The sequence below is a fragment of the Nonomuraea gerenzanensis genome (genome assembly GCF_020215645.1).
Lineage (GTDB): Bacteria > Actinomycetota > Actinomycetes > Streptosporangiales > Streptosporangiaceae > Nonomuraea > Nonomuraea gerenzanensis.
On record NZ_CP084058.1, the window covers coordinates 9017235 to 9035587 of the forward strand.

Genomic DNA, 18353 nt, shown 5'->3' on the forward strand with positions numbered 1-18353 from the left:
TGCTCTGCTCCTTCAGGTGCTCAGTCGGACGGCTTCACGGTGTCGCGGTCCTCGCCCTGCGGGAGGAAGCGGGCGATGCACGCCTGGTACAGGCCGGCGCCGAGCGCGCCGCCGACCAGCGGGCCGACGATCGGGACCCAGAAGTACAGGTCCCCGTACTGGTCGCGCCACGCGCCGCCGTAGCCGGTGAGGAAGCTGGCCAGGCGCGGCCCGAAGTCGCGCGCCGGATTGATGGCGTAGCCGGCGTCGGTACCGAAGGACATGCCGATGCCGACGACGAGCAGGCCGATGACGAACGGCCCCAGGTTCGCGCTCGGCGCCATGTTGGCCGTGTCGGACAGGGCGAAGACGACGAAGAGCAGGATCGCGGTGCCGAGGATCTGGTCGCGCAGCGCGCCCCACATGTCCACCGGCAGGGTGCCGTTGCCGGGCAGGGTGGAGAAGACGATCTGCGTCTTGAGGGTGTGGCCGGGGTCGGCCATGGCCAGCACCTCGGAGTAGTTCCAGCGCACGAGGAGGGCGGCGACGAAGGCTCCGGCGGTCTGGGCGAGGACGTACGGGACGACCTTGGGCCAGGGGAAGCCCCTGAAGACGGCGAAGCCCAGCGTGACGGCGGGGTTGAGGTGCGCGCCCGTGGTGCGGCCGGCGACGTAGATGCCGAGCGTCACGCCGATGCCCCACGCCCAGGCGATGCTGTCGTGATCGCCGAGCTGGGCCGCCACCACCTGGGCGACCACGCCGGCGCCGAACAGGATGAGCACCATCGTGCCCGCGAACTCGGCGACGAGCTCCCCTGTCAGCCCCCGGCGGGCGAGACCTCCGGCCACGGTCACCTCCTTGTAGCGGCGTTGTGTGCCATTCCCCGATCCGGAGAATGGACACGCAACGTGCTGCAAGGGTTGCGGAAAGTGACCGAGCGACCCTACAAGGGACGGCTGAACGTCACCAGGCTCGTGCCGGGCCCGTTGTAGCCGGGTATCGGCTCGCTCGTCTCGAACCCCATCCGGCGATGGAAGGCGAGGGAAGCGGCGTTGACCGGCGCCGTGATGGCCTTGACGACGCGCCGCCCGTCGGCACGGGCCAGCTCGAAGAACCGCTCGTACAGCAGGCGCCCCAGCCCGCCCTGCCGCGCCCCTGGCGCGACCCCGACGAAGTGGATGTACGCCTCATCCGGCAGCGAAGGAGACAGGATCCCGATCAGGAAACCCGCCGGCTCGCCGGAGGCCCCCTCGGCGATCAGGCTCGTCCGGTGGAAGTGGTCGAGGAAGAGCCTCGGCAGGGCGCCCTGGATCGGGCGGCCCCACCAGTCGTCGATCACGGCGGCGATGGCGTCGTAGTCGGCGGGCACGGCCGGGCGCAGCGCGTACACGAAAGAGCTGCTAGTCCCAGTGAGGGGGACGGTTGTCGAGGTAGAAGGCGTCGCCGTCGGGCTCGCGCCACTCGCCCCAGCCGAGATCGGTGTCGTCGGCGGTCTGCTCAGGTAGAAAATCCTTCACGAGGACATGCTACCCAGGCGTACAAACCGGCACCGAGCGTGTCCGCTGGACCAAGGACAGGCTGCGACCACGGCGGTACGATGCGAAGGCAGGTGTCGCCTACCCCCCGTGAGGCTGCTCATGGCCACCCCGACAGGCTGGCGGCGTGAAGGCAATCTGCCGGCGGAGCTGACCAGCTTCATCGGCCGGACCCGCCTCCTCGCCAACCTCAAACGACACCTCGGCGAGTCGCGGCTGGTGACCGTCACCGGCATCGGCGGCGTGGGCAAGTCGCGCACGGTGCTGCGGCTGGCGCACCAGGTGCGTTCCCACTATCCCGACGGCGTCTGGTTCGCCGACCTGGCCAGGCTGCAGGACGCGGGCATGGTCAGGCACACCATCGCCTCGGCCCTCGGCATCGCCGACCAGTCGTCGCGGGCGGAGTCGGAGTCGCTGTCGGAGTGGGTGGGCGAGCGCGACATGCTGCTCATCATCGACACCTGCGAGCACCTCGTGCAGGGCTGCGCCGAGCTGGTGCACGAGCTGCTGGAAGCGGCCCCCAACCTGAAGGTGCTGGCCACCAGCCGCCAGTCGCTGCACCTGCCCTACGAGCACGTCGTGCCGGTGCCGCCGCTGCAGGTGCCCGGCGACGACCCGGCAGAGAGCCTGTTCACCAACGAGTCGGTGCAGCTCTTCGCGGCCAGGGCGGGCGCGAGCGTGCCCGACTTCGTGCTGGACGAGGACAACATCGCCCCGGTGGCCGAGCTGTGCCGCAGGCTCGACGGCATCCCCCTGGCCATCGAGCTGGCCGCGGTGCGGCTGCGGGCGCTGTCGGTGGAGCAGATCCTGGGGCTGCTGGCCGACCGGTTCAGCCTGCTGGCCGGCGCGAGCCGCACGGCCCTGCCGCGCCACCAGACGCTGCGCGCGGCCATCGGCTGGAGTCACGAGCTGTGCGAGCCGGCCGAGCGGCTGCTGTGGGCGCGGCTGTCGGTGTTCGCGGGCGACTTCGAGCTCGACGCGGCCCGGTTCGTCTGCTCCGACGGGCGCCTGCCGTCCGAGGACATCACCGACCTGGTCACCGGGCTGGTGGAGAAGTCGATCCTGCTGATCAGGAGCAACCACGCCGGCGTACGGTACAAACTGATCGACACCCTGGCCGAGTACGGCGAGGAGTGGCTCGACAAGCTCGGCCAGAAGGAGCAGATGGCCCAGCGGCACCTGGAGTACTACCTGAGCCTGGCCCAGCGCAGCGAGGACGCCTGGTCGGGGCCGCGGCAGATCTACTGGTTCGTCCGCATGCGCCAGGAGCACGACAACGTCCGCGTCGCGCTGGAGCACGCGCTCAAGTCGCCCGGCAAGTCGGTCCTCGCGCTGACCCTGCTGTCGTCGTTGTGGTTCATGTGGGTGTGCTGCGGTTTCGCCCGCGAGGGCCGCCTGTATCTGGAGCGGGCGCTGGAGGCCAACCCGACGTTCAGCAAGGAGCGCTGCAAGGCGCTGTGGGTGCTGTCCTATGTCAAGAGCGCGCAGGGCGACAGCGCGGGCGCGCTGGCGGCGGCCGAGACGTGCAGCACCGAGGCGGTCCGGGTGGGCGACTCGCGGGCGGTCATCCTGGCCTCCAAGATGCAGGGCACGGCGGCGCTGCTGCAGGGCGACCTGCAGAAGGCCAGCGCGCTGCTCGGCGTGGCGATCGAGTTCAACACCGAGAACAGGGAGCTCAACCCCGGCCTGCTGCCCGCCATCGTCGAGCTGTCGATCGTCCTGACGACGCAGGGCGAGCTGTACGAGGCCGAGTCGCTGCTGCAGGACTGCCTTCAGGTGTGCAAGGAGCGCGGCGAGCTGTGGGTCAGCTCGCACGCGCAGTGGGCGCTGGCCAGCACCCGCATCGCGACCGGCAGGATCGACGACGCGCTGCAGAATGCCAGGGAGGCGCTGCGGATCAAGCGGCACTTCCACGACACGCTGGGCACGCTGATGGCGCTGGAGACGGCGGCGCGGATCTTCGTGCTGTCCGACCGGCTCTCGCTGGCCGCCCAGTTGCTGGGGGCGCTGCAGCAGAACTGGAAGACGGCCGGGCTGCCGCAGCTCGGCGCGCCCTGGATGACCGAGGAGCACAACGCGTGCATGCGGAGCTGCCGGCAGCGGATGGGCGAGCTGGCCTACAAGGACGCCTTCGAGGAGGGCGCCCGGCTCGATCTCGATGAGGCGTCCGCGCTCGCGCTGGACGACCCGGACGCCCCCGACGAGAGCTGAGGTTGCGGGACCGTTAGACGGCCTGCGGCCACTGGGTGCCGTCAGGCCAGGCGTGCACGTAACGCGCACTGCCGAGGGAGAACTCTATGTGGCCTCGCACCCAGTGCTCGAGACCTCGTACGTACTTGCGGACCGGGAGAGGGGCCCACTGTTCGAGTGCCGCGCGCCTGTCGATGAAGGCGGCGATGGCGTCGTTGTGCATCTGCGCGACCTCGCGCAGCGCGTCCTGGAGGTTGAGGCACTTGTGCGTGGCCAGCACCGTGACCAGGTTGTGCCTGGCCTTGTCGTTGCCGCGTTCCTTGGCGTACGACAGCAGGTCGTTGTCCCAGCCGATGAGGTCGCACGCCAGGTCGGAGAGTGTGCGGACGTCGGGGTGGTGCCATTCCTCGGCCTCCAGCCGGTAGCCGCCGCCCGCGTCGATGAGGGCGAAGCAGGTGTAGGTGGCTCCGGTGATGCGGCGCATGAGGACGTAGTCCTCGGGTGTCGGGATGAGATCGACTTCGCGATTGGCTGCCTCCCAGATCTGGGCGAACAGGTATTCCTTCACCGTGATGCGCCACCGGTCCACCTGGGCGGGGGTGGCGTACTCCGAGATGCGGCGCAGCAGCTCGTTGAGTGCGAGGCCGAAGGGGTCGTCGGCGTCGGGGTGCCGGCGTCCGTCGAGGATCTCGAGGAGCGGCGGGAGGGCGCGGGCGAGTGCGGAGGCCCGGTGCCCCATGAGCTCGCCCTCGCAGAACGCGTCGTCGAAGGCGAACAGCCAGTTGTACCAGTCGTTGATCAGCCGGAGGCTGTCACGTGACACGGTGGGGTTGGTCCGTGCCGCGAGCAGGCCGATCTTGGAGCGCCGGAAGTGCTCGATGGTGTCGGCGCCTTTGAGCATGTTGGAGGCGGCCAGCCATGCGTGGCTCTCCGCGTCGACCTCCGAGGCATGATCGTTGACCTCACTCGGGAACGGACATGGCAACGGAGGGATGTGGAGCGGTCGCCTACTGAAGGAGTGCGCAGAAGTAGCCACGCCCCCAGCATGACTATCGAGTGTTCGAAAGGCCACACTCGGCAACTTCGAGCCCTTTAATGCTTATTTCATACTATGAATCTCTTTGCTCGAACCATTGGATAAACTGGTCATTCGCGAACATTCGCGCGGTCTCCACCGCGGAAGGCCGACCTCCGTCCGGATCGGCTCCGGCGTCCAGCAGCGCTCTGACCACGGCAGACTCCTTCTTGAAGACCGCGCCGTCGAGCGGCGTATGCCCACGGTCGTTGGCACGATCCGGATCAGCGCCGCTTGTTACAAGCATGCGTACGGTCTCGGCGTGACCGTAATAAGCCGCCGGCATCAGCAAAGTGTCACCTTTGCCGTTGGTCAGACCGACCGGCACCGCGGCTCCCACGTGGGCCGGCAGCGCCTCCGTCCCTCCCGCTCCGGCCAGGCCGAACAGCTTCGTGGCGGACTCCTCGAACTCCGCCTCCCCGTCCATGTTGCCCATTGTGCCCTCGATAGGGTGCCGTGCACGGAATCGATCCGACCCGCCGTAGGTTCTGGTGAAGAGTACCTAGGGAAAGGCTGTTCAACCGTGTTCGACCCGAAGGATCTCTACGAGCTCGCAGACGACGCGCCCGAGCTTGCCGATCCGGTGTTGCTGTACCACTTCGACGGCTTCGTCGACGCGGGCTCGGCCGGACGGCTCGCGGTGGGCCACCTGCTGGCCGAGCTGGAGCACCGGGTCGTGGCGACGTTCGACGTGGACCGGCTGCTGGACTACCGGTCGCGGCGACCCATCATGACGTTCGACACCGACCGGTGGGTGGAGTGCGAGAGCCCCGAGCTGGCCGTCCATGTCGCCAAGGACGCCACGGGGACGCAGTTCCTGGTGATGAGCGGGCCCGAGCCCGACCGTGAGTGGGAGTTGTTCACCAAGGCGGTGGCCGCGCTGGTGACGGAGCTGAAGGTGAGCAAGCTGGTGACACTGCACGGCATCCCGATGGCGGTGCCGCACACCCGCCCGCTCGGCATCACGATGCACGCCAGCAGGCCGGAGCTGATGAACGCGCAGACCAGCGCGTTCGGGCGGGTCCAGGTCCCCGGCAGCGTCGCCGCGCTGCTGGAGCTGCGCCTCGGCGCGCAGGGCCACGACGCGCTGGGCTACGCGGTGCACGTGCCGCACTACCTGTCGCAGGCGGAGTACCCGACCGCCGCGGTGAGCGGGCTGGAGGCCGTGACGCGGGGCACGGGGCTGGTGTTCCCGATGGACGCGCTGCGTGAGGCTGCCCGGCGGACGACGACGGAGATCGAGGAGCAGATCCGCGCCTCCAGCGAGCTGTCCACCGCGATCAGCGGGCTGGAGCAGCAGTACGACGCGTTCGCCGGGGGCGCGGAGCGCGAGAACCTGATGGCCGAGACCACCCCCATGCCCACAGGCGACGAGCTCGCCGCCCAGTTCGAGCGCTTCCTGGCCGAGCGCGACGACGAGTAGCCCGGCACCCCCCGATACGCTGGGCCGATGAGTGAGATCCGCGTCGGCCTCGTCGGTTACGGCACCGCTGGGGCGTACTTCCACGCCCCGCTGATCCACGCCACGCCCGGCCTGTCCCTGGTGGCCGTCGTCACCGGGAATCCCGATCGCCAGGCCGAGGTGGCCGGCCGCTACGGCGCGGCGGCGGTGACCGACGTGCGGGAGCTGTTCGAGCGGTGCGACCTCGTCGTGGTCGCCTCGCCCAACAGGACGCACGTGGCCACGGCCACCGCCGCCCTGACCGCCGGCCTGCCCGTCGTCGTCGACAAGCCGCTGGCCAGGACCGCCGAGGAGGGCCGCGAGCTGGTCCGGCTGGCCAAGGAGCGCGGGGTCCTGCTCACCGTGTTCCAGAACCGGCGCTGGGACGGCGACTTCCGCACCGTGCGGCGGCTGGCCGGCGAGGGCCGGCTGGGCGAGGTGCTGCGCCTGGAGTCGAGGTTCGAGCGGTGGCGCCCGGTGCCGAAGGGCGGCTGGCGGGAGAGCGGCGGCCCCGAGGAGGTCGGCGGCCTGCTCTACGACCTGGGCAGTCACCTCGTCGACCAGGCGATGCAGCTGCTCGGGCCGGTGCGCGAGGTCTACTGCGAGAGCGACGTCAGGCGGGCGGGCGTCTCGGCCGACGACGACACCTTCATCGCGCTCACCCACGCGGGCGGCGCCCGGTCGCACCTGTGGGCCAGCTCGATGGCCGCGCGGCTCGGCCCCCGCTTCCGGGTGCTGGGCTCGGCCGCCGCGTTCGTGAAGTACGGGATGGACGTGCAGGAGGAGCGGCTCAGGGCGGGGATGACGCCCGACTCGCCCGGGTTCGGCGACGACGAGGAGGAGCGCTGGGGCGTGCTCGGCACGGAGGACGACCGGGAGATCGTCCGCACCGAGCCGGGGGCCTACCTCGACTTCTACCGGGGCGTGGCGGCGGCGCTGCGCGAGGGCGCGGCGCCGCCGGTGGCCCCGGAGAGCGCGGTGGACGCGCTGGCGGTCATCGAGGCGGCCCGCCTGTCCGCGACCGAGCGGATCGTCGTCCGCCTGGACGCGTAGCGATCCCGGGGCGGTCAGCCGCGCAGGCGGGCGCGCATCGCGGCCGTGTCCTCCTCCGTCCAGCCGTTCTGGCGCAGCCAGCCCAGCGGCCCGCCGAAGCGGTCGTCGAGCACACCGAGGAACTGCTCGATGTAACGCGCCCTGGGCAAGTGGTCGTCGGCCGGGCGCGAGTCGAGGTCGCCCCGGTAGGTCTCGCTGGAGCGCAGCCGCTTGAGAATCAGCTCCAGCCGCTCCCCCGTGGCCACGTAGTCCTCGACGATCGCCTCCCGGGTCACCCCGGCCAGCTCCAGCGCCATCGCCGACAGCACCCCGGTGCGGTCCTTGCCCGCCGCGCAGTGCACCAGCGAGGCGCCGTCGCTCAGCGCCATCGCCCGCAGCGCCGCCACCACGGAGTCGGGCCGGTCACGCAGGTAGCCGAAGTAGAAGCCGGTCACCCGCAGCTCCTCGTCCACCACCCGCTCGGCCCAGGGCAGCACCCGGTCGCCGTCGATGGTGTCGGCCTCCACGTCGGTGTGCCGGCCGCCCTCCGCGAACAGCGTCAGGTGGTGGTGGCGCACCTCGGGCACCCGGGTCAGCGGCCCCGGCCCCTCCAGCGACACCTCCGCGGTGGAGCGCAGGTCCACCACGTGCCGCAGCCTCAGCTCGCCCACCAGCAGCTCCACGTCGGCGGGCGTGAGCCCCTGCAGGTTGTCGGCGCGGAAGATCTGCCCATGACGGGTGCGGCCACCGTCACGAGTAGGCAGTCCGCCCAGGTCACGCGCGTTGACCGCGCCTTCCAGATCGATCCACCTCGTCATCTCGCTCATTATTACGACCCTATATGTCCCTCAAATATGAGCGGATCCGTGGTTCATAACGCAGCATGAACGTATGGATCCACGAGCTCTGCCTCCACGGCTGGTGATCGATCCATCGCTGCACCCGGAGATCTCGGTCGAGCTGCGGTCGAGTCCGCACATTCTCCGCATGGCTCGGTCGGGCGCGCGAATGGACACGACACGCAACCCCGCCCTGCTCTTCGTCCTGCCGGCCTTCCTGATGCTCATCATGTTCATGGGTGGCCCGGAGTACGTCTTCGTCGCGAGCATGGGAGTCGGCCTCATCGTCCTGATCAGGTGGATGGCGATGGACAGCACCTATCGATCCACCAAGCGAAGACTCCGCCTGGCCAAGGAGCACGCCAACCAGTACATCCTCCCTGAGGACCTCGACTACCCCTGCCAGCAGCTCCTGCGCCGCGCGCAGAACGCGGTCGAGGCGATCATGGGCTCGGCGGTGCACAAGGCGGGCCTGATCGACAGCATCGAGAACCAGGTGTCGCTGCCGGAGGAGATCTGGCAGATCGCCACCCGGCTGCGCAAACTGTCGTCGATGCACGCCGAGCACGGGAAGATCATCCCCCGGGAGCTGCCGCCGGGCATGGAGGACGCGTTCAAGCCGTACACCAGCGCGCTCGACGCCGCCTGGACGTCGCTGTCCCAGCGCGTACGTTACCTGGAGAAGTACGCCAAACAGGTGCTCAAGGCGGACAAGGTCTACCACGCCCACACCCGGCTGGAGAAGCTGGCCGCCAAGACGCCGGAGTACCAGCAGCTCATCGCCGAGACCGTGCGCGACGAGCTGGCCCACGAGCGCATCAGGGAGCTGTCCGACCAGGCCGCGCACGTGCGCAAGCTGTTCGAGGAGAGCATTCTCCAGGCCAGGCAGGCGGCCGGGGAGCTGTTGCGCTCGCCGCTCACGTAGAGGGGGCCGCGCGCCGCAGGAGCTCCAGCGTCCTGCGCATGCCGGCCTCGTTCCCGAGGCTGCGGTAGATGTCCCTGGCCTGCTCCAGCGGCTCCACCGCCGCCCCGCGCCCGCCCGCGTCCAGGTGCGCCTCGCCGAGGTAGCGCAGGCTCCTGGCCATCCACCACCGGTCCTCCAGCTCCGCGAACTCGTGCACCGCCCGCCGCAGCTCCTGCTCGGACTCCTCGATCCGGCCGAGCCTGGCCAGCGCCCGCCCTGCGGACACCGCGGTCCTGGCCACCCCCCACGAGTCGCCCAGCGCGAGGAGGATCTCCTCGCAGCGCCGCACGTGATCCAGCTCGCGCAGCCCGTTGTCGGGGTCGCCCACCTCGCCGGCGGCCCGCAGGCAGCGCGCCTCCTCCCACAGCTCCCCGCGCTGCTTGAACATCTCGCCGGCCCGGTCGAGGCTGAAGCCGGCCCTGGTGAACAGGTTCGCGGCCAGCCGGCGGTCGCCGTCGCGGTACTCGCCGCGGGCCTGGGCCGCCAGCACCTCGCCGTAGACGCGCAGGGTCTGCGCCTCGGAGTAGCGGTTGCCCTCCCGCTTGAAGATCTCCAGGGCGTCCTCCAGCAGCTCCCTGGCCTCCTCAGGCCGCCGCTCCGCCATCCGCATCTCGGCCAGGTTGCGCTGGGTGCGGGCCATCCACCACAGGTCGTCCTCGCCCTTGAACGCGGTGATGGCCCCGATCAGGTAGTCCTGCGCCCGGTCCAGGTTGCCGTCGCTGAACAGCGTCATGCCGATCGTGCGCATGGCCCTGGCCGCCCACCAGGACTCGCCCAGCTCTTCGAAGATCGCTAACGCTTGTTCCGACTCGGCCAGCCCGCGCTCGCGCAGGCCCAGCCCGCCGTGCACGGCCGCGGCGTCGAGCAGCGCGATGGCCAGCGAGCGGCGGTCGCCGCTCTGCTCCGCGGCCTGGCAGCCCAGCTCCGCCACGGCCACCCAGTCGGCCCAGTACGCGCGCAGCGAGTGGCACAGCGAGCAGAACGCCCTGGCCAGCCCCCACGTCAGCTCCCAGAGCCGGAGCTGGTGGGCCAGGTGGACCATGGCGATGAGCGAGAGCCGCTCGGCGTTGAGCCAGTCGCCCGCCCCGTGCTGCCCCTCGGCGCTGGCCCGCCGGCCGCCCCTGCTCCAGTCCTGCGGCCAGCGGTTCTGGGCGGCCTCCTCGGCGCGGCGGCGGTAGCCGTAGAGCACCCGCTCGATGGCGGCCCTGCGCCGCTCCTCCTCGTCCTGGCCGGCCAGCTCGGCGGCGAACACCCGGACCAGGTCGTGCAGGCGGTAGCGCATCGTGCCGGTCTGGTCGGTGCCCGAGCACTCGGCGAGCTGGGCGTCCATCAGCGCCTCCAGCTGGTCGGCGCCGTCGAGGCCGGAGCTGTCGAGCAGCTCGCCGGCCACCCAGCCGGGCACGTCGGGCGAGGTCAGCGCGCTGAGCAGGCGCAGCAGGCGGCGCTGCATGCCGGTGCAGTCGTCGTAGCTGAGCTGTACGGAGGCGCGCACGCTCTTGTCCACCGTGGGCGCCACTTCCAGCAGGTCGAGGATGCGCCGCGTGTCCGCGAGGCGGTTGGCCATCTCGCGCATCGTCCACTGCTCGCGGGTGGCCAGCCGGCCGCCGCAGATGTTGATCGCCAGCGGCAGGTAGTCGCACAGCCGCACGACCTCCTTGGCGGCCTCCAGGTCGTCCACGACCCTGGCCCCGCCGGCCAGCCTGGCCAGCAGCTCCACCCCGTGCGCCTCGCTGAACTCGCCGAGCCGCGTGTCGTGCGTGCCGTTCAGGAAGAGCGGGGCGCGGGAGGTGACCAGCACCGCGCAGCCGGGCTCGGCCGGGATCAGCGGCTTGACCTGCTCGGCGGCGTGCGCGTTGTCCAGGCCGATGAGGATCCTGCGGCCCTTGGTCCAGGTCAGCCAGAGCTTGCGCAGCTCCTCCAGCCCGCCGGGATCGGTGGTCAGGCGCACGTCCAGCGCCCGCAGGAACCCGATCAGCACCTCGTCGGGCCGCACCGGGGCGTCCACGCCGCCGCGCAGGTCGGCGTAGAGCCGGCCGTCGGGGAACCAGCCGGCCACCTCCTGCCCGAACCTGGTCATCAGCGCCGACTTGCCGACGCCGCCGCGCCCGTACACGGAGACGACCAGGGGCGGCGAGAGGTCGGCGGACCCGCGCCGGGCGGAGAACACCTCGCGCAGCTCCGCCAGCGCCTCGGTGCGGCCGGTGAAGTGCTCGGGCACGGGCGGCCACTGGTCGGGGGCCGGCGGGCCGGGCTCCGACCGGGGCCGGGCCCTGCCGGCGCCGCCGCGCGACTCGGTGGTGGCCCAGGTGGTCAGGCCGACGAGCAGGGCCGCGGCCACGGTGACGCCGATCTTGGCGGCGGGCGGGATCTCCCACTCCACGGACGCGGCCAGCACACTCGCGGCGGCGGCGGCCAGACCGGCGGAGACGGGAGCCGCCCAGGGCATCCTTCTGCGTCGTGGTTCATCCGGAAGGTTGTCCCCTGTCAACGAACACCCCCTTTGGGGGTGATTCAAGCCGATGGGGTACGGCTCGCGCCAGCCGTACCCCACCGTTCACTCAGATTCCGATCACATGGCAGGTGGCCGTCATGGTCTTGCTCGGGTCGCTCTCCGAGGTGGCGGTGAGCTTGACCTTGGCCAGCCGGTCGCCGCCCGACTCGCGCACGGCGTTGACGGTCACGAGCGACTGCTTGCCGAAGGCGACGGAGGCCAGCGCGTTGGGCACCTGGGTGGTCCAGCCCTTGCCCTGGACCTCGGCCTTGAGGCGGTAGAGGTCGGACTTCAGGTACGTGCTGACGTCCTCCGGGTGCTGCCCCGGCGCCGGGGCCGCCTTGCCGGTGTTGAACAGCGGGAATTTGCAGGTGGAGACGTTCCTGGCGGTGGGGATGCCCGCGGCGGGCAGCAGCTTGAGCCCGCGCCGCTGCGGTCCGGCGCCGTCGAGCGAGCGGATCGCGACGGTGTAGGAGAGCTCACCCTCGCGGTTGCGGTGCACGTCGGTGATGTAGAAGTGCAGGCGGTTGGCCTCGTCGACGTACTCGTACTCGCTGCCGGAGTCGGTGCCCGCGTGGAAGAGGGCGTCGGAGAGCTGCCGGTAGTCGCCGATCGTGATCGGCACCTTGGTCCCGTCGGGCAGCACGTAGTCGGTCATGCCGATGTCCTGCGGGTTGGCGTCGATCACCCACTCGAACGCCGGGAGCTTCCAGCCGGGCCCGCGGTCCTCGTTCTTGGTCTTGGCCAGCAGCACGCCAGAGTCGGGGGTGAAGGAGTCGCTGCCCATGCGGTCCACGACCTCGACGGTGTAGTTCTCCCAGCCGCCGCCGTCGCACAGCGGGTCGGTGGTGACGTCGCAGGCGGGGCTCTTGTCACCGGTGTCGAAGGAGATGTTGACACCCGACAGCCCGTTCTCGCCCGGCTGCACGGACCGGGCCGTGACCCGCGCCGTGACCAGCCCCGACTCGTCGAGGGCCTCGCGCGAGAGCCGCAGCACGTTCTGCTCGTCCACCATGCCGAGCTTGATCTTGTTACGCAGCATGTGGTGGGCGCCCATGGACGCGCCGCCGGTGGGCGGGATCAGCCAGCGGGAGTGCGGGCCGCCTGGGCCGTTGAAGCTGCCGCGGCTGAGCATCTCCCAGATGCCGGTGTAGGCCCTGTTCACCGGGACGGCGTAGGGATTGTTGTAGTTGTCGGCGATGCCCATGATGTGGCTCAGCTCGTGGGCGTAGACCGCCATGCCCGAGCTCTCGGCCTGCACCGAGTCGATGCCGAAGCGGGCGTTGGGCCAGAAGCTGGAGCCGGCCTGCCAGGACGTCCACTCCACGTAGCGGGTCGGCGACCAGTTGGGCAGCGCGGGATCGGGCGGACCCCACTCGTCGGTGACGTCCTCCTTGGTGGGGAACTTCATCATGCCGAACTCCTGCCAGGTGGACGATTCGTCCTGGCCGGCGCTCAGGTAGAAGACGAAGTCGAACTGGGCGGCCACCTCGGGGCCGACGGCGGCGAGCCAGGCGGCGTTCCCGTCGGTACGCAGGTTCTTGGTGCAGGAGTCGCCCGCCGGACACGCCGACCGCTGGTACTCCATCGCGTACTCGTGGTCCTTGCCGGGCATCGTGTACGGGCCGAACCCGGTCAGCTCCACGCCGATCCGCCCGCCGGAGTCCTCCATCCAGTACTCGTGGATGGTGTGCCCCTTGTTGAGGTCGTTCGGGGTGTTGAGGAAGTCCTGGTAGAACGTGGCGACCTGCTCGCGCGGGATGTCGTGGGCCTCGGCGCTCGGGTTGCCGAAGACCGTCGAGCCCTTGGGCTGGGTCACCACGAACTGCTGGTTGGGGTAGTCGAGCAGGACGAGCGCGCCCTTGAAGGTGCGCTGCGAGCCCTTGACCGAGGGGTCGCTCCAGTTGGTGCCGGGCGGCTTCTTGTAGTCCGCCCACGTCATGTTGTCGGGGTTCTCCCAGTTCTGCGGGTCGATGGGCTTGAGGTTGCCCGGTAAGGGGCGGGTACGCAGGGCCTGGGCGTCGTCGAGGGGTGTGTCCGACTGCCAGGGCTGCGTCTGCGGCCAGTGGTCCAGCCGCCACGGGTGCTCAGGATCTTCGGGGGGTGCTGCGGAAGCAGGGGTCGCCATCAGGCTCACCGGGATCAGCACGATGGCCGCCAGCAAACCCTTCAGCAGCTTCTTCGGGGCGTTCACGGATTGACGGTATAGACGTTATTGACGGAGATCACCGAGCAGTTGTAGGGAAGACACGTAGTGGCGTTTCCGTCATTTGATGAAAAATCCACGTAGAGGCGGGACTGTGGCGGATCTTCAGCGGACCGTTGACGAGCTCGCCGCCCGGCTCGACCGCCCCGCCCTGCTGGAGGACCGCGTCCAGCGCGTGGTGGCGTACAGCGAGCAGAGCGGCGCCATGGACGACGTGCGCCGCGACTCGATCCTGCGCCGGCACACCGTGCCCGAGGTGCGGCAGTGGTTACGGGACGCGGGCATCCACGAGGCCACCGGGCCGCTGCGCACGCCCGGCGCCCCGCACCTGGGGCTGCTGCCGCGCGTCTGCGTGCCGATCAGGCACGCGGACGGGCTGCTCGGGTTCCTGTGGCTGATCGACGCGGAGCCGCCCATGTCGGACGCCGGCGTCGCCGAGGCGGCCGCCGCGGCACCCGGGCTGGCGCTGGCCCTGTTCCATGAGAGCCTGGCCAGCGGGCTGGCCTCGCACCGGGAGCTGGAGGCGGTCACCGGGCTGTTGCTCGGCGGGCGGGAGGCGGCCAAGGACGCCGCCGAGCAGCTCATCGAGGCCGGCGCGTTCCCGCAGGCGCAGCCGGTGAGCGTGCAGGTGGCCAGGCCGCGCGCGGCCGAGCCGGACGACGCGCTGCGGCTGGCGCTGGAGCAGGGGCTGCTCGCGCTGCGGCGGCGGCTGAGCGGGCACCACCCGCTGCATCTGGTGCGCTACGACCACGCCGTGCTGCTCACCGCCGGTCCGCCGGTCCCGGCCGACGACCTGCACGCGGCCATGCCGGTGCCGGTGGTCGTGGGGGTCGGCCGGCCGAGGCCGGCGCTGGTGCAGGCGGCCGGGTCGTACCGGGAGGCCAGGCACGCGGCCGAGGTGGGCGCGCGGGTGCCCGGTCTGGGGCGGACGGCGGAGTGGGCGCGGCTGGGCGTGTACCGGATGCTCACCCAGGTGCCGGACCAGGAGCTGCATCCGGGGCTCGAAGGGCTGCTCGCCGACGCGCAGTACCTGCCGCTGCTGGAGACGCTGGAGACGTACCTGGACCTGGCGGGCAGCGCGGTGGCGACCTCGCGCGCGCTGCGGCTGCACCGCACCTCGCTGTACTACCGGCTACAGCGGGTGGAGGAGCTGGCGCGGACGGATCTGAAGGACGGCGGCGAGCGGCTGGCGCTGCACCTCAGCCTCAAGCTCGCGCGACTGTCGGGGCGCTACCTACCTAGGGATTCACATAGTTCGCCCTGATTGCGGTGATGTCTCGGATTCACGTTTAATGCTCTGAGGGCCAATTCTGACGGGGAGTAGGAATGCCGTCCGCGAAGCGTGCCAGGCAGCCGTTGGGCCGGCGCGCGCCCGCGCCGGTCGTGATCCACTCCGCGCCGCTCGTGCTGCCCATGAGCGCCGAGCCCGTGCGCGGCGGCGCGGTGGCCACCAGGGGCGGGCGGGTGCTCGCCGTGGGCCCGCGCGTGGAGCTGCGGACGTCCTACCCGGCCGCCGAGGAGGTGCGCTGGCGCGGCATGATCGTGGCGGGACTGGTGGACGCGTGCTCCCCCGTGCCCTGCACCGCCCCCGGAGTGACGGCGCGCGCCCGGGTGGTGTCGGACCTGGCCGATCCCGGCGGCTTCCCCGGCATCTCCTACGTCAGGGTGACGAGCCGGAGCGAGGAGGAGTGGGAGGGCAGCGAGCGCGACGCCGTCATCACCGCCATCCGCGAGATCGACCGGCCGTGCGCGGTCGGGATCGCCGTGCACACCCGCGACTTCCAGGTGCTGGAGGACGTCGCCGTGCTGGCCAGGACCTTCGGGCTGCGGCTGCTGGTCGATCTGGCCCGGCACTCCCCCGCGACGCTGGACGAGGCCGGGGTGCTGGGGCCGCTGTGCCACGTGGTGTGCGCCAGGCCGCTGGACCCGGGCGAGCGCAAGCTGCTGCGGCTGCGCAGGACCGTGGTGGCCCTGTGCCCGGCGGCGGAGGACGCGCTGGCCCTGCTGGAGGAGGGCAACGTCGTCGCCTTCTGCGACACCGGCGACGTCGGGCCGCTCGGGTCGGCCGCGGCCGTGCGGCGGCGCGTGCGCGCGCTCGGCCTGCGGCCCCGCGGGCTGGACCGCCGGCTGGTGGAGGCCGCCACCCTGGGCGGGGCCAGGGCGCTGGGCATGGACCGGGGCAAGGACCGGATCGGGGCGCTGGCTCCCGGCGCCCGCGCCGACTTCGCCGTCTACGACGCCCGGGGGCGGTATCCGTACTCGGCGCTGCTGGCCGAGCCGCCGTGCCTGGGCACCGTCGTCGGCGGCACCCTGGCCAGAACGGCCTGACCCCGGGCCGCTTCACCGGAACTGGGCGTCCACCAGCACCAGCAGCTCGCGCAGCTGCTCACGCTGCTCCTCCGACAGCACGGCGAACAGGTCCTCCCCCGCCTGCCTGCGCGCGTCGCGGGCCCGCTCCGCCAGCTCCCGCCCCTCAGGGGTGATCACGAGCAGCGTCGAGCGGCGGTTGGCCGGATCGACCTCCCGGCGCACCAGCCCGGCCTCCTCCAGCGCGTCCACGACGGGGGTCAGCGAGCGCGGCACGATGCGCAGCTCGTCGGCGAGCGCGACCATGCGCAGGGGCCGCCCGGCGTCGGCGAGCGCCCGCAGCGCCCGCGCCTGGCCGGGGTTGAGCCCCAGCGGCACGAGCTGATGACTGTAACCGTGCCGCAACCGCTTGCCGACCAGGAACAAGAGCTCGGCGAGCTCCTTCTCTGCCATGCCGATCAGTTTAGCGGAACAATTATGAGTTAACCTCTGTTTGAGTGGACATCTGAAAGGAGGCCCCACTTGGCGGAGGAACCCCGTGCGCCGCTCGGGCGCATCGTCAAGCTGTTCGGCGCCTACCGCGGCCGCCTGAGTGTGGTGGCCTCGCTCATCGTGCTGTCGTCGCTGGTCTCGCTGGCCTCGCCGTTCCTGCTGCGCGAGGTGCTGGACGTGGCGATCCCGGCCAGGGACGCCGGGCTGCTCACGCTGCTGGCGCTGGGCATGGTCGCCGTGGCGGTCACGACGAGCGTGTTCGACACACTGCAGACGCTCGTCTCCACCACCGTCGGCCAGCGGGTGATGCACGACCTGCGGATCGCGGTCTACACCCACCTCCAGCGGATGTCCCTGGCCTTCTTCACCAGGACCAGGACGGGCGAGGTGCAGTCGCGCATCGCCAACGACATCGGCGGCATGCAGTCGGTCGTCACCTCGACGGCCGCCTCCTTCGTCTCCAACCTGACCGGCGTGATCGCCACGATCGTCGCCATGGCCGCGCTCGACTGGCGGCTGACCCTGGTCTCGCTCGTGCTGCTGCCGCTGTTCGTGTGGATCAGCCGCAGGGTCGGCGCCGAGCGCAGGCGCATCACCGCCGAGCGCCAGCGCAAGCTGGCCGGCCTGGCCACCATGGTGCAGGAGTCGCTGTCGATCAGCGGCATCCTGCTGGGCCGCACGATGGGCCGCTCCACCGAGCTGACCGAGCGCTTCGGCAAGGCGTCGGACGAGCTGGCCGAGCTGGGGGTGCGGACCAGCATGGCGGGGCGGTGGCGGCAGTCGCTCATCCAGATCGTGATGGCGGCGATGCCCGCCACGATCTACTGGGCGGCCGGCCACACCAGCGCGATCTCGGTGGGCACGCTGGTGGCCTTCACCACGCTGCAGACCGGCCTGTTCAGGCCGGCCGTGTCGCTGCTGCGGCTCGGGGTCGAGGTGCAGACCTCGCTGGCGCTGTTCGGGCGCATCTTCGAGTATCTGGACCTGCCCGTGGACATCCGTCCCGGCACGCGCCGGCTCGACGGCGTACGCGGCGAGGTGCGTTTCGAGCACGTCGGCTTCTCCTACGGCGAGGAGCCCACGCTGACGGACGTGGACATCACCGTCCCCGCCGGCACGAGCGTGGCGATCGTCGGCGAGACCGGGTCGGGCAAGACCACGCTGAGCTACCTGCTCCCCCGGCTCTACGACGTCACCGGCGGCCGCGTCACGATCGACGGGGTGGACGTGCGGGAGCTGACGTTCGAGACGCTGAGCGACGCCGTGGGCGTGGTGTCGCAGGAGACGTACCTCTTCCACGCCTCGATCGCCGACAACCTACGCTTCGCCCGCCCCTCGGCCACCGACGAGGAGCTGGAGGCGGCGGCGCGGGCGGCGCGCATCCACGACCACCTCGCCGCGCTGCCCGACGGCTACGACACGCTGGTGGGCGAGCGCGGCTACCGGTTCTCCGGCGGGGAGAAGCAGCGCCTGGCCATCGCCCGCACGCTGCTGCGCGACCCGCCGGTGCTGATCCTCGACGAGGCCACCAGCTCGCTCGACACGCAGACGGAGCTGGCCGTGCAGCAGGCGCTCGACGCGCTGGCGCGGGGCCGTACGACGATCACGATCGCCCACCGCCTGTCCACGATCCGCGACGCGGACCAGATCGTGGTGCTCGACCAGGGGCGCGTCGTGGAACGCGGCACCCACGACGAGCTGATGGCCCGCCGGGGCCACTACGCGGCGCTGGTGAGCCGCGATCAGCCCCTAGAACTCGTCTAATTCCATTTTAAACGTGTCATGCCTCACATTCCGGCTAG

At 71.0% G+C, this 18353-nt stretch carries 15 protein-coding genes; 7 read left to right on the plus strand and 8 right to left on the minus strand.

Annotated features, from left to right (window positions below):
* Positions 1 to 20: 20 nt before the first annotated feature.
* Positions 21 to 827: an MIP/aquaporin family protein gene (locus LCN96_RS41905; protein WP_225267960.1), complete on the minus strand. Its 807-nt coding sequence runs from the start codon at positions 825 to 827 to the stop codon at positions 21 to 23.
* Positions 828 to 922: 95 nt separating this feature from the next.
* A complete protein-coding gene (locus LCN96_RS41910) occupies positions 923 to 1369 on the minus strand; it encodes a GNAT family N-acetyltransferase (protein WP_225267961.1) in 447 nt (148 codons plus the stop codon).
* 235 nt (positions 1370 to 1604) lie between these two features.
* Here LCN96_RS41910 and LCN96_RS41915 point away from each other — a divergent pair, with 235 nt between their 5' ends.
* Positions 1605 to 3725 carry an ATP-binding protein gene (locus LCN96_RS41915; RefSeq protein WP_225267962.1) on the plus strand — a complete coding sequence of 707 codons (2121 nt, stop codon included), beginning with the start codon at positions 1605 to 1607 and terminating at the stop codon, positions 3723 to 3725.
* Between the two features lie 13 nt (positions 3726 to 3738).
* Here the strand turns inward: LCN96_RS41915 and LCN96_RS41920 are convergent, their stop codons facing one another.
* Positions 3739 to 4689, minus strand: coding sequence for a terpene synthase family protein (locus LCN96_RS41920; protein WP_225267963.1), 951 nt, complete (start codon positions 4687 to 4689; stop codon positions 3739 to 3741).
* Positions 4690 to 4813: 124 nt separating this feature from the next.
* On the minus strand, positions 4814 to 5215 hold the full coding sequence (locus LCN96_RS41925) for an ankyrin repeat domain-containing protein (RefSeq protein ID WP_225267964.1): 402 nt from the start codon (positions 5213 to 5215) through the stop codon (positions 4814 to 4816).
* Positions 5216 to 5302: 87 nt separating this feature from the next.
* Here LCN96_RS41925 and LCN96_RS41930 point away from each other — a divergent pair, with 87 nt between their 5' ends.
* Both LCN96_RS41930 and LCN96_RS41935 read left to right on the plus strand, forming a co-directional pair.
* Positions 5303 to 6202, plus strand: coding sequence for a proteasome assembly chaperone family protein (locus tag LCN96_RS41930; protein ID WP_225267965.1), 900 nt, complete (start codon positions 5303 to 5305; stop codon positions 6200 to 6202).
* Between the two features lie 27 nt (positions 6203 to 6229).
* Positions 6230 to 7273 carry a Gfo/Idh/MocA family oxidoreductase gene (locus LCN96_RS41935; protein WP_225267966.1) on the plus strand — a complete coding sequence of 348 codons (1044 nt, stop codon included), beginning with the start codon at positions 6230 to 6232 and terminating at the stop codon, positions 7271 to 7273.
* 14 nt (positions 7274 to 7287) lie between these two features.
* Here the strand turns inward: LCN96_RS41935 and LCN96_RS41940 are convergent, their stop codons facing one another.
* Positions 7288 to 8070, minus strand: coding sequence for a tyrosine-protein phosphatase (locus tag LCN96_RS41940; protein WP_318528329.1), 783 nt, complete (start codon positions 8068 to 8070; stop codon positions 7288 to 7290).
* A 190-nt stretch (positions 8071 to 8260) separates the two neighbouring features.
* Between LCN96_RS41940 and LCN96_RS41945 the strand changes: the two genes are divergently transcribed.
* Entirely contained in the window at positions 8261 to 9016 is a 756-nt protein-coding gene (locus LCN96_RS41945; protein ID WP_225267968.1) for a hypothetical protein, read from the plus strand.
* On the opposite strand, the gene LCN96_RS41950 is transcribed toward LCN96_RS41945, so the two are convergent.
* Both LCN96_RS41950 and LCN96_RS41955 read right to left on the minus strand, forming a co-directional pair.
* Positions 9009 to 11501 carry an ATP-binding protein gene (locus tag LCN96_RS41950; RefSeq protein WP_225267969.1) on the minus strand — a complete coding sequence of 831 codons (2493 nt, stop codon included), beginning with the start codon at positions 11499 to 11501 and terminating at the stop codon, positions 9009 to 9011. The two genes, LCN96_RS41945 and LCN96_RS41950, sit on opposite strands and share 8 nt — an antisense overlap.
* A gap of 112 nt (positions 11502 to 11613) precedes the next feature.
* Positions 11614 to 13740 (minus strand): M6 family metalloprotease domain-containing protein, encoded by a 2127-nt coding sequence (locus tag LCN96_RS41955; RefSeq protein WP_225267970.1) that lies wholly within the window; start codon positions 13738 to 13740, stop codon positions 11614 to 11616.
* Between the two features lie 106 nt (positions 13741 to 13846).
* On the opposite strand from LCN96_RS41955, the gene LCN96_RS41960 reads away from it, so the two are divergent.
* Together LCN96_RS41960 and LCN96_RS41965 are read left to right on the plus strand one after the other, a co-directional pair.
* Positions 13847 to 15016 carry a PucR family transcriptional regulator gene (locus LCN96_RS41960; protein WP_225267971.1) on the plus strand — a complete coding sequence of 390 codons (1170 nt, stop codon included), beginning with the start codon at positions 13847 to 13849 and terminating at the stop codon, positions 15014 to 15016.
* Positions 15017 to 15078: 62 nt separating this feature from the next.
* Positions 15079 to 16080 (plus strand): amidohydrolase family protein, encoded by a 1002-nt coding sequence (locus LCN96_RS41965; protein ID WP_225267972.1) that lies wholly within the window; start codon positions 15079 to 15081, stop codon positions 16078 to 16080.
* Between the two features lie 12 nt (positions 16081 to 16092).
* Here LCN96_RS41965 and LCN96_RS41970 read toward each other — a convergent pair whose 3' ends face one another.
* Positions 16093 to 16512, minus strand: coding sequence for a MarR family winged helix-turn-helix transcriptional regulator (locus LCN96_RS41970; protein WP_225267973.1), 420 nt, complete (start codon positions 16510 to 16512; stop codon positions 16093 to 16095).
* A gap of 69 nt (positions 16513 to 16581) precedes the next feature.
* On the opposite strand from LCN96_RS41970, the gene LCN96_RS41975 reads away from it, so the two are divergent.
* Complete coding sequence (locus LCN96_RS41975; protein WP_311132058.1) at positions 16582 to 18315, plus strand: ABC transporter ATP-binding protein; 1734 nt, start codon at positions 16582 to 16584, stop codon at positions 18313 to 18315.
* Positions 18316 to 18353: the final 38 nt, after the last annotated feature.